At 38.7% G+C, this 12,206-nt stretch carries 10 protein-coding genes; 7 read left to right on the top strand and 3 right to left on the bottom strand.

The annotated features are described in order from the left end of the window. Positions 1-91 precede the first annotated feature (91 nt). Both B3H30_RS24560 and B3H30_RS24555 read left to right on the top strand, forming a co-directional pair. Positions 92-472, top strand: coding sequence for a tetratricopeptide repeat protein (locus tag B3H30_RS24560; protein ID WP_070566398.1), 381 nt, complete (start codon positions 92-94; stop codon positions 470-472). A gap of 78 nt (positions 473-550) precedes the next feature. Further along, positions 551-940, top strand: coding sequence for a hypothetical protein (locus tag B3H30_RS24555; RefSeq protein ID WP_070566396.1), 390 nt, complete (start codon positions 551-553; stop codon positions 938-940). A gap of 96 nt (positions 941-1,036) precedes the next feature. On the opposite strand, the gene B3H30_RS24550 is transcribed toward B3H30_RS24555, so the two are convergent. From B3H30_RS24550 to B3H30_RS24540, 3 genes are all read right to left on the bottom strand, one after another. After that, positions 1,037-1,570, bottom strand: a complete 534-nt coding sequence (locus B3H30_RS24550; RefSeq protein WP_070566412.1) for an STM3941 family protein — start codon at positions 1,568-1,570, stop codon at positions 1,037-1,039. A gap of 4 nt (positions 1,571-1,574) precedes the next feature. Continuing rightward, positions 1,575-2,138, bottom strand: a complete 564-nt coding sequence (locus B3H30_RS24545) for a hypothetical protein (protein WP_070566393.1) — start codon at positions 2,136-2,138, stop codon at positions 1,575-1,577. A gap of 925 nt (positions 2,139-3,063) precedes the next feature. Beyond that, positions 3,064-3,627, bottom strand: coding sequence for a hypothetical protein (locus tag B3H30_RS24540; protein WP_070566389.1), 564 nt, complete (start codon positions 3,625-3,627; stop codon positions 3,064-3,066). Between the two features lie 216 nt (positions 3,628-3,843). Here B3H30_RS24540 and B3H30_RS24535 point away from each other — a divergent pair, with 216 nt between their 5' ends. The 5 genes from B3H30_RS24535 (at position 3,844) to B3H30_RS24515 (ending at position 11,960) form a co-directional block, all read left to right on the top strand. Continuing rightward, positions 3,844-4,290, top strand: coding sequence for a hypothetical protein (locus B3H30_RS24535; protein ID WP_201639626.1), 447 nt, complete (start codon positions 3,844-3,846; stop codon positions 4,288-4,290). An 813-nt stretch (positions 4,291-5,103) separates the two neighbouring features. Next, positions 5,104-6,492, top strand: coding sequence for a DUF4832 domain-containing protein (locus B3H30_RS24530; protein WP_201639625.1), 1,389 nt, complete (start codon positions 5,104-5,106; stop codon positions 6,490-6,492). A gap of 28 nt (positions 6,493-6,520) precedes the next feature. Beyond that, a complete protein-coding gene (locus tag B3H30_RS24525; RefSeq protein WP_286835001.1) occupies positions 6,521-8,308 on the top strand; it encodes a glycoside hydrolase family 2 protein in 1,788 nt (595 codons plus the stop codon). A 128-nt stretch (positions 8,309-8,436) separates the two neighbouring features. Further along, the gene (locus B3H30_RS24520; RefSeq protein WP_286834999.1) at positions 8,437-11,172 is read left to right on the top strand and encodes a sugar-binding domain-containing protein; all 2,736 of its coding nucleotides are present in this window, start codon (positions 8,437-8,439) and stop codon (positions 11,170-11,172) included. Positions 11,173-11,210: 38 nt separating this feature from the next. Beyond that, positions 11,211-11,960 carry a hypothetical protein gene (locus tag B3H30_RS24515; protein ID WP_286834998.1) on the top strand — a complete coding sequence of 250 codons (750 nt, stop codon included), beginning with the start codon at positions 11,211-11,213 and terminating at the stop codon, positions 11,958-11,960. The last annotated feature ends 246 nt before the right edge of the window (positions 11,961-12,206 follow it).

Raw genomic sequence — 12,206 nt, 5'->3', positions numbered from 1 at the left:
GAAATAGTTTTATCAATGTGATTTTTTTTATAAATTGTGTTGGCTTAAAATAGAAATCCCTTATTGGGAAATAAGAAATAAACCATAGATTTTGAGAAAGAACAAGAACTTTGAAAAGCACAAATTATATTGGCTGGCATTTGATCACCTAAAAAAAAGCGCTTATAGCGGTAATCCGGAAGGTCAATATGATTATGCGCAGCAGTTTGATTCAATTAGTTTTTTAGGTGTTAATAACCCATTATACAATCCAAAGAAATGTATCTATTGGTATACAAAGTCCGCTACTGGTGGCTATGCAGAGGCTTATAATAACCTGGCGGATTTTTATGAAAGAGGCGAAGGGATTCGGCAAGATTTAAAGATGAGTTACGAATTATATAAAAGGGGGGCTGAACTTGGGTCAATTAGAGCAAAATCAAATTTGGAAATTTTTGAAAAGGATATTAACCAAGGGAAGTATAGGTTATAATTTCTACTGAAAAGATTCTTTTTGATATTGTAAGTAATCTAGGGGATTGTTGTTAAATGAGCATTGGAGTTAATAAAAATGATGATGAAAATAAATAATGATGTGTTCTTTCTATATTTAGTGATGATAGCTTATTCAATGGTAGGTTGTGCTGGAAATAATATTTGCATTAATCTGAATGAAAAAAAAATAGTATCAAAAGAAGGAGACATTGTACGTTTTGAAATAGAAGAAAATGATACTTCGTATTACTTTCTATTGAAGGGTAATGTAAGACATCAAAAGACTGTAGATTTAAAAGATATTTATAGTAAAAACAGGGTAGATGAGTCATTTCGGTTTGGTAAAATGAATTCCTTTTCATTGAAACCCAGAAGTACATATATTTTCACTAATAGAACAGTTTTTGATGCTAGCCGTGTTTCACTAAAATTTTATACGGATAGTGTAGGAAATCTTCATAGTTGAAATATCAGCTTTTAGTAAAAAAGGATTGTAATTAACAAATTGACAGTTTTTGAAATGGCTTTGCTTTTTGCCGTAGCGGAGAAATATCCGGTTTTGTTACTCGTTGTTATTCGAATATTTTATGAGTTTTTCATTCAAGAGTCTGAATAGCTCCTTATGCCTTATAGCCATATTGCCGCTACTAAGGTTGTATGGCGAACCATAATTCATATTAAACTGCATCATTTTCTTTTTGATCATATTGGGCTCGTCGTCTATCACTGCCTTACTATTTTTAATTAGGATAATGATAATAGGGGTTGAATAGATTGCTATTTCCTTAAACCCACTGATATCTTGCCATTCGATAAAAGTTTTGTGTATATCGACGATATGTAGCCCCTGATCCGTAATCTCAAGAAGTAGCCGGTTTGAAATCAAATATCGGACGAATACGATGGCGGCGAAACAAAAAAATAAAATACATAGGATACCGATCATCCTCGTTATTAGAGGTTCACCGTCAAAACTCTCCGGATGCATTACAAAGAAAATACCACCTGCGACAAACAGTAGCGAACCAATTAGCATTAACAATGTTTTCTTTTTGTTGCTATACAAGCGAATTATATGCTCGGTTTTATTTTCCATTATTTTAAATTTTTGGCTCATCCGAAACAATTAATATTCCGAAATTCTTGTCCGTAGCGCCATATCTGTCCACAAGTTCCTTTTTTTCGATGATTGTTATGGATTTAAAAAACTTGTCATTAATAGCTGCGAGCTTTGCTTCATAGCCTTTGCCAAGTAATTTTCCATGAAGGATGTAATGAAAACCGTCATCGCTACCCTGGGACTCCAATAGATGCTTGAACGCTGATGATTTAGATTTGAAGTAGTTAAGAAAGCGTTTTCTGCAGAATTGCTTTGTTTCAACGTAGAGGGCTCCATTTGCATTACTGTCAATGTGTTTAAATGCTTGACTATCTTTATATACTTTGACTGAAGCTATGTCGTTAGGATTCAATTTTTGCAGGTCTGCTTGGCTTATCTGTACACTATCAACAAACATAATAGGTGCTCCTTTTGATGTCTTTGAGATCTGAACTGTAGTCTGGGCATAACCTAGTGAAAATAATGATACGAAAAGGATAGTAAATATTAGTTTTTTCATGTGGATTAATTCAGATGCACGTATGTCTCTTTGGGTCATTCCCATGGTTATTATAATTTAAAAGTTGAAGTGTTTTTCTGATACCCATGTTTTGATATCTCGTTTATATGGTCTTTGTTAAATTTTGTATTTCCATAAAAATAATGAACTACGCTATTTAAAACAAGAAGATAAATTCAATTATTTGAATATATCGACCCTTAAGTTGCTTTATCGTAAATTCACCACTTGGCAAACCTACATGGTACATATTTGATATATCCCGACAACCATAAGTGATGGTTCGGCTTGTTTATCAATCAGACGATGAGCTTGTTTTCCTTTAAGGTTAATCTTTCATGTTTTTTGATTCTATTTTCATCTGCTTCAACGATTTGTACTGATTCAGGTTCCTTTATGTTGATTTTAAGAGTGAAAAGCTAATGGGTTATTATAGTAACTGTACGGAAGTGGATATAATTGTTCTATAATGGTCATTAGTAAAGGAATTACACTCTTTAGATTGCTTGATCCGGCGAAAATTATGTATTATTGTTAGCGTACATATTATGCAATGTAGTTTTACGATGAGACTAAAATTTCTCCTTGTTATTTTGGGACCGAGCTTTTTGTTTTTTTCTTGTAAAAACAAGAGTTTAACGAATTCCGTGTGGAAAAATTGTGGCGATAATAGTGACATGCAGGATATCCTTGTGTTTAATGATACGTATAATTTCGTTCGGAATGATACGCTCTATAGCAGACTGGGAATTGACTCCCCAATCGCTGTGATTAACCGGATTGATAGCTATTATGGCGAAAGAAGATTATATCTAAATAGGCTTTCTGATCAAAAAACCTATAGGTACTGTGAGCAATAATCGACCATATTAACATCGAATGTACTGCTATGGGGATTTCTAGAAAAAATCCTAAAAATATTTATGAGTATTGTTTCCCACTATTGTAGAATATAAATTCCGATTTAATTCTAAGTAATTATATTACCATCAAAATCTAGTTGGTAACAATGCGATCTGAAGTCGACCAGTTGTATACTTTTCGGTAATACTGTCACTTCTTGATGACCATTATTATTTACCCAGATATCGTGTCCTCCAAATCGCCATTTTATTTCTCCGAGTTTTGTTATTCTTGTGATTTCGAGTTCACCATGAACGAGCAGATCATCTTCTAATTTCTGAACACTGAAATTCGTTATATGATCTACTTGTCCTGTCCATTTGAGCGTTAAGTCTGGTATATTTAAATAATATAGTTTATTCCCTGCGCAAATATAAAGCACACTCTCCTCGATTATAAAGGAGGATTCGCTCAATCCTGTGAAAACCCCTGTATCACAAAGAATGGCACTAGCCACTTCATCTTGACCATGATTTACTAAAATGGCAATGTTAGATACGTTGCTATATCGATCACAAGAATCATCAACATATACCTGTTTGTAGAGTCTGAAATTATCGGTAGACTCAACTGTATATTGGTGATCCGTATAGATGAATACTTTATAGTGTTGATGGTAAATTTCAATCATTTGGACTTGTGGAAGCTTTTGCTATTAAAGATAGCTGTTATAGTCTGATTATCGAAAATTCAGTGCTTTATTCTAAACCCTTTCCTCTCCCCATTTCCCCCATTCACCGAGTTTTCCTGATCGTTGGTCTAAAGCCGGTAGGCTAGGGGCCTATTGTGTTGTAATTTTGAGTCAACAAATAAGAACAAAAAACTAACATAATAAAATAAAGACATTATGAGAACGCTAGTAAAAACATTCGCAGCAGCAGCTTTAATCGCAGTATCAACTTTCGCTATAGCAGCTGATGGACCTGGAGCAAAAGCAACAAAAGCAAACGTTAACCTTTCCGCAGCAGACTTGGCACTTGATCACTATGTTGCGGTCACTACGGAGGGCGAATCAGCAGGAGTAGAGCAGTTGTTCGCAGCTGATTTCAATCAAAAGATCCAAGCTTCCAATGCGCAGTCTAACAGCCGTAGCGAAGTCGTTAAATCCTTGAAAAAGCAAAAAGGCGAGAAACTAAACTGTACAGTAAGCACAGACATCTTAGAAGAATCGGCAGACTATATGGTCGCTAAATTAACCTTGAAATTTGAGGATTTCACCAAGACAGATTTAGTTGCCTTGGAACGTGTAGGCAATGACTGGAAAGTATCCAAATCGATCAATTCGTACAAATAATATCTAACAACTAGTGCGTTGCGAAACTAAGTTACAAGTAAAGCACTAGTGAATCATATGTTTAAATTTAGTTCGAAGCCACGTCGCAAGATTTGGCTTTTTTACGTCAAAAGGGTCTGATTCTTATCAGACCCTTTCTCTTAGCGTTTAGTTGTACAGTAATTTTTTATGTTTCCTATCGTTTNNAATTTTTATGTTGAACCTTTCTTTCGAAAGGCAGCTTGTAGACGTTTTGTACAGTAAGAACAACGGCTATTTGAAAATAGTTTTATTTTTTGGATTGGATTTTTTTTGGAAAAGCTTCAGCGGTAAGGCAGATTGTGCTATAGTTTGAAATTAAGCAGAAAGTAGATATTATCCTGTGCAAAAATTGAAGCGCTCAGGAAAGCTCTATCACAAATGAAGAAAGACATCGACATCCAATTTTTGTACAAAAACGAACCATTTCTGAACAAACCAATACCATAGCGGTAGCCTGACATAGCTATTTTTGTAATGCATCCCAATAAATCAATTTGATTTGAACACACCAATAAATTATAAACTATAAGAAGGGGGCTGATAAAACGGAAATCCAAAAACTAACAAGCAATAGACTTAAAAAATATGTTCAGATACGAAATAATAAACAGACAGATAATATCAAATAGGATAATCAAAAGTGTTTTTATCCTCTTATTTTGTACTTGCGCGTCGCTTGGCTTCTCTCAAAAAAATAAAGCCCAAGGCGGTGCCGGCAACTCGGGGTATATCTTATTAAAGCCAAAATACGATGGACATTCAGTCTTGCGCAACCCTTTAAATGGTTGGGTAATGTATGCTCCCCGTAATGCCGACGATTCGTATTGGGATATCGAATATTTTGTGCCAGCATTGGGTAAAAAGGTAAAGGTCATCGATTATGCTTCGGCATGCTATGTACGCACGAGCTGGTCTTCTCTGAATCCCAGTGAAGGCGTTTATGCCTGGGATGATCCAAATTCCAGAATAGGAAAGCTCTTAAAAGGCGCGCAAAAGAGAGGGTTGCCCATAGCGCTCCGTATAGTGGTAGATGGCCGCGACCAGGGGCAAAATACACCCAAATTTGTGTTCGACCTTGGAGCCAAATATTATTTGGAAAATAAAAATCATCCCGATAGACAAACCCCTTATCCTCAGGATACGGTATTTAGAAAATACTACACCAAATTTATCACAGCTTTGGCCAAGGAATTTAATGATCCTGAAAAGACCTCTTTTATTGATGCCTATGGCTTAGGAAAATGGGGTGAAGCACATTATGTTGTCTATGAAGATCCCAAAATGGCAACGCCCGAAAGTACTGAAAAAATAAAGGAAGAAACCTTGGACTGGGTGACCAGTTTATATGCCAACACATTCACAAAAGTTCCTTTGGTTATCAACTACCATCGTCTTGTAGGTCATCCCGAAAGTTGGGGAGCAGTCAACCCGAACAGTGAACGCTTGTTGGATAAAGCTATTGATAAAGGTTATAGCTTGCGCCAAGATGCTTTTGGCATGACTGGCTATTACCAGAATTGGGAAAAGGATTTTGCCAGGAAATGGAATTTTAAGCGTCCTATCATTATGGAAGGGGGCTGGATTATTGCTCCAGGTAAGCACCGTTATTGGATAGACCCGAGTGGAAAATATAGAGAAGGTCATGATGAGGATGTTAGAAAAGGAGAGTTCGACCTGTCGGCCGAAGCCCATGTCAATATGATGGACTTTAGAGCGGGGGGAGAAACTGAATCCTGGTTTAAGTCCTTTGATCTGGTTCAACGGTTTATTACAGAAGGGGGGTACCGTGTATATCCAGACCAAATCAATCTCCCTCAAGATATCAAGTCGGGAAAGATAGCGCAAATCTCCCATCGTTGGCAGAATATGGGCTGGGGCTATTTTCCTAATAATATTCCACAATGGAACTACAAATATAAAGTTGCTTTTGCACTGTTAGATGCCAAAGGGAATGTTAGAAAGATTTTTGTAGATCTTCAGAGTGAACCGTCTGCTTGGTTGAAAGGTGCTGCTGCAAGTTATAAAATAAATGCAAAAGTAGATCTACCTGCAGGAATATATAGCTGGGCAGTCGCCATTGTTGATACAACCAAGGAAAATAAGCCGGCAATTCAACTTGCCCTTGATGGAGATTTGACGGCTCAGGGTTGGACAAAGCTTTCGGCATTGCAGGTAAAATAGAAAATTTTATAAACAATTAACACCTATTATGATAAAGCTGATCAATCTATCTTTGATATTGTCCCTTTTTTTTAGCCTGATAACCTCCAACCTTGTTGCTCAGCAGAATATGGCCAATGTGTATGGTAGGCGAACTCAATCATTAAATGGAAAGTGGGACGCTATTGTAGACTTATACGACCAGGGAAGAAAAAAACAAATCTATCTGAATAAAAAGGCCGAAAATAAGACTGATTTTTATGAATACGCTTTCGAGAATGGTCTCCGTTTAAATGTACCTTCGGATTGGAACAGTCAAATGCCTGAACTTAAATATTACGAAGGTACCATCTGGTATGGCCGCAAGTTCGATGTATTGAAAGAAAGTAACGAAAGGCTGTTCTTATATTTTGCTGCTGTAAATTACCGTTGTCGCATCTATCTCAATGGACAAGAGATTGCACAACATGAAGGTGGTTTTACTCCCTTTCAGATTGAAATAACGGATGCAGCTAAAGAAAACGATAATTTTTTGGCAGTTGAGGTAAATAATAGCCGGCAGGTTGATGCCATTCCGGCAATGGCCTTTGATTGGTGGAACTATGGCGGTATCACCCGAGATGTCTTTTTGGTAAGCACGCCAAAAGTTTTTATCGATGATTATTTTGTTCAATTGGACAAAACCAAAGCCGATAAAATCACTGCGAAGGTCAAACTTTCGGAAAAGATAGCCAATTCCTCGGTAACTATCGAAATACCGGAACTACAACTAAAACAAACGCTTAAAACAGATGCTCAGGGAGAAGTGAAAACTTCATTCCTATCGAGAGAAATCAAACGTTGGTCGCCTACTGCACCTAAACTGTATAACGTGAAGATTTCAACGCGCGATGATCAAATAGAAGAGGAAATAGGTTTTCGCAATATTTGGGTAAAAGGGGAAGATATCTTCCTGAATGACGAAGCTATTTTTCTCAAGTCCATTTCATTTCATGAGGAAATACCTCAGCGCAAAGGTCGTGCTTTTTCACAGGCAGATGCAGTGATGCTGCTTTCAGAAGCGAAAGCTTTGGGCTGTAATATGATTCGTTTGGCGCATTATCCACAAAATGAATACATCGTGAGAACGGCCGAAAAAATGGGTTTCTTGTTGTGGGAAGAAATTCCCATATGGCAGGGCATCGATTTTGAAAATGAATCGACCAAAGATAAAGCCGGTAAAATGATGCGGGAAATGGTTGCTCGAGACAAAAATCGTTGCGCACTCGCTTTTTGGGGGGTAGCCAATGAAACCCAACCGTCCGAGCCTAGAAATGCTTTTATCAGGCATTTGATTGCTACATGCAGAGCCGTTGACACGACCAGGCTTATAACCGCTGCTTTTGATCTTGTTCGTTTCAATAAGGAGAAGGAAACCTTTGTTATGGATGATCCTTTTACGAAAGAATTGGACGTCGTAGCTGTCAACAAATATTTAGGCTGGTACCATTCCTGGCCAGTTTCTGCTAATAAAGCAGTATGGGATGTGGCAAAAGGCCAGCCTTTAATTATTTCTGAATTTGGAGGCGAGGCGTTGTATGGCAAAACGGGCGAAAAGGATGTCGTCAGTTCATGGAGTGAAGATTACCAAGAGACTTTATACAAAAACAACCTCGAAATGTTTAAGCATATCCCAAACCTGCGCGGAACTTCACCCTGGGTGCTATTTGATTTCCGTTCGCCTTTCCGTTTTCATCCGACCAATCAAGATGGCTGGAACCGAAAAGGACTGGTGTCGGATCAAGGCTATCGCAAAAAAGCCTGGTATCTAATGAAGAATTATTATGAGAATAAATAGAACTTCAATCTTAGCGCTTCGAAAACAGCCCTTAAAGACAATTTCACACTGACAAAGGCTATTCGGCCTGGCGCGCACAGAATAGGTTGGTGAAGAGAATGAAAGTACATAAATAATCGAAATATAAAATGGACGAATACAAGATAAGTATATACAAATACGTTAAAATAATATGCCTACTGGGGTTTCTAGTGCAAGCAACCTTTTTAAAGGCGCAAGATGTCATCGATTTATCGGGTACTTGGGGCTTCCAAACTGACGTGATGGATTTTCGAAGGGGCTCCCTGTCTCCCCGCTATAATCACGGTTTACAAGGAACAATTAAACTTCCGGGTATTACCGACGATTATCAGATAGGATATCAAAATCCTTATAAATATATTGACCGTCTGACCCGAAAATACGAATACATGGGGCCGGCATGGTACCAACGCGATATCGATATTCCTGCTGACTGGAAGGGAAAAAAAATATTCCTATATTTTGAGCGCACCCACTGGTTAAGTTCAATTTTCGTAGATACCAAGGAAGTTAGCAGCATCGATTATGTGAGTGTGCCTCACAATCACGATCTGAGTACTTCCTTAAAACCCGGAAAAAAGCATCGTATTACCATTTGTATCGATAACCGATTTCAGTATAACACACACAAATGGAACCATGCGCATACTGAATTTACACAGATTAACTGGAACGGTATTCTAGGAGAAATAAAGCTGCTGGCCATAGACCCAGTTTATCTGGAAGATCTTCAGGTATATCCAACTATAGCCGATCAGTCCATAAAAGTAAAATTACGGGTAAATAATGCGACCAAAAAACAGGTAAAGGGCAAAGTGTCTTTCGTCATCGAGGGAACAAATTACAGCCTTAAGGATGAAGTTGCATTGGTAAGTACCGATTCGGTGACCTTCGTAGAGACCACTATTCCATTAGGTAAGCATATCAAATTGTGGGATGAGTTTAACCCAAACCTCTATCGTATAAATTGTCAACTGAATACCTCTGACGGCAAAAACAGCTATCGGCATGAAAAGGCTACCACCTTTGGTATGCGTGAAGTAAAACAAGGAAAAAACCATGTACTGCTCAATAATCGTCCCATCCATTTAAGAGGCAATGTAGAAAATGCAGTGTTTCCAAAAACAGGCCATGCTCCGCTCGACGATGCCTCTTGGGAACGAATCATGGTGCTGATGAAGACGTATGGCATGAACCATTTACGATTCCATTCATGGTGCCCGCCGGCGGCGGCCTTTCGCATGGCAGACAAACATGGAATATATTTTGAAGTGGAAATGCCTATGTGGGGCAAAGATGCCGAACCCGACGAGTCCAGATATAACTTCTTCCGTAGGGAAATTAAAGCTATTTTAAAAGAATATGGCAACCATCCTTCTTTTGTTCTGTACTGCAACGGAAATGAAATTACCGGGAATTTCGACTTTATCGAGGAGCTGACTGCCGAAGGCAGAAAAGCTGATCCCCGCCATCTTTACAGCGGTTCTACGGCAAGAACACGGGTTAAATCAGATCAATATTACGTTTCCCAGCAAACCAATAAAGGGCCGGTGAAGGTGTACGAAGGTCTGCCCGGTACCGATTGGGACAAGAATTTGGAATCTGATGTCGATGTGCCCGTCATTTCACACGAGTCAGGGCAACGTTGTATTTATCCAAATTTTGATGAAATAAAGAAATATGCCAACAGTCCCGTAGAGGCCCGCAATTTTGAAGTATTTAGCGATCTATTACAAAAAAATGGCATGTTGGACCAAGCAAAGGATTTCTTCAGAGCATCTGGTGCGTTGACCGTGCTGGAGTACAAAGCCGTGATCGAAGCCCTGTTGCGATCAGGTAAATCGGCCGGTTTTCAGCTTTTGTCGATGAATGACTTTCCGGGACAAGGGTATGCGCCCGTGGGGATCTTCGATCCTTTCTGGGATTCGAAAGGATTGGTAACAGCAGAAAAATTCAGCGAGTTTTGTGCGCCAACGGTCGCTCTACTGCGCTACGATAAAAGCAGTTTTTTCAACACAGAAACATTTCGGGGTAAAGCCGAGGTATATAACTTTAGCAATTCTGCACTTGAAAATGCGAAAATTAAATGGTGGTTGACCGATACCGCTGGCAGCGTATTGAAAAAGGGAACGCTGAAAAGGCAAACCATTGCCAACGAAAATGTATCGCCGGTAGGTGAATTTGAGATTTCCCTAAAAAATATCAGCACCCAAAAAGTTACGGTTCATCTTGCGGTAAACGATAGCATTAAGAATAGCTGGGACATTTGGGTATATCCAAAGCATCAACATCTGATGCAGTCTACAGCTAATGTATTGTACACCGATGTCTACGATGATGCTGCAAAAAGGCAGTTGGCCCAGGGTAAAACCGTGGTTCTTTATCCTTCTCCAGACCAGGTAAAGGGTCGAAAGTCACTGTTTCACAATCATTTTTGGAACCCCATTATGTTTGCATGGGCACCGATGACCATCGGCAACCTGGTTCATCATAAGCAGGCCATGTTTAAGGATTTTCTTACTTCATACCATACCGATTGGCAGTGGTGGGATATCCTGAACCATGCAAAAGTAATTGAAATGCAACATGCACCACAACAACTGCGTCCCTTTATACAGGTCATCGACAGCTACGACAACAACCAGAAATTGGGTATTGGTTTTGAAGCCAAACTGCACGGCGGGAAATTGCTGGTACTGGCATTGGATACCAAAAATGATATGGATAACCGTCCCGCTACCCAACAATTGTTGTACAGTATCGATAATTATGTAAAAAGTGAGAAATTCTCGCCGCAAGTGGCTGTGGACGAAACTTTTATTCAATCATTTTTAGAGAAATAAGAAAGATTTACACAATGGTAAGAACAATGATATTATCTATGATGACTGTTTTTTTTGGTCAGCCCCTCATGGCACAGGAAATTAGGTTGGAAGAGAAAGCGTCTGTAAACCAGGTTTATAATAAGGCTATCGAGGCGGAAAATGTATTATCCTTTAATGATTTGGACATCGAATCGGGCTATGTACTTTATCAGACCGAGATAAACACTGATGCGGAAAGCGAAGAGCTGGAATTGGAAAACGTACGCGATTATGCCGTGGTCTATGTCGATGGTAAGGTACAGGGTAGCCTGACAGATAAGAGTAAAAAACTAGCCATCAAAGCAAATCCAGGCAAACACTTGCTTCAATTTTATGTCGAGAATATTGGTCGGATCACTTACGGACCAGAAATTACAGATAATTCAAAAGGGCTATTTGGCACCATTACTTTAGACGGAAACGACCTTCAAGACTGGAAAATGATCCCCTTAACGGTGCGTAATTATCCACTGAAGGATTTGGTTTTTGAACAAAGATCAGCAGCTAATGACAGCCCAGGTTTTTACAAAGGTCAGTTCGAACACAATCTGTCCGGAAACAAGTATCTTAATATGACAGGATGGGGAATGGGCGAGGTCTGGTTAAATCAAAAATATTTGGGATCTTACTGGGAGGAAGAAAAACAGCAGTCGATGTTAATTCCTTCGGAGGATTTAATACCCGGAAAAAATGAACTTGTAATCTTCGAACTCAAAAATAATCAGCAAAAGAAGATAAGTTTGTCCCCAACGCCTGTTTTTAAGTAAATTGGTACTGTGGGCTTCAAATGGATCTGAACAGCTGAAAAAGCGCTAAGGCCAGAATTTCGACGAAGCTCATTGCCTAATAGTATGATAATCGAAGTTTATAGAACCACTGATCAACAATTAGTAGCAGGATATTTTGATTGTAACTGGCCCACGTAAATCTTGGATTGAAATTTAAACAGTTTTAGTAGCATCGGTAAATGAATAAATACAGTCTGATAATTTGTTTCGTCGTTTTTTGGGGGC

The organism is Sphingobacterium sp. UBA7038 (assembly GCF_002494055.1).
In the GTDB taxonomy this organism is placed as follows: domain Bacteria; phylum Bacteroidota; class Bacteroidia; order Sphingobacteriales; family Sphingobacteriaceae; genus Sphingobacterium; species Sphingobacterium multivorum.
The sequence above is the reverse complement of the archived record's forward strand: the minus strand, read 5'-3'. Positions and strand labels throughout refer to the sequence as shown.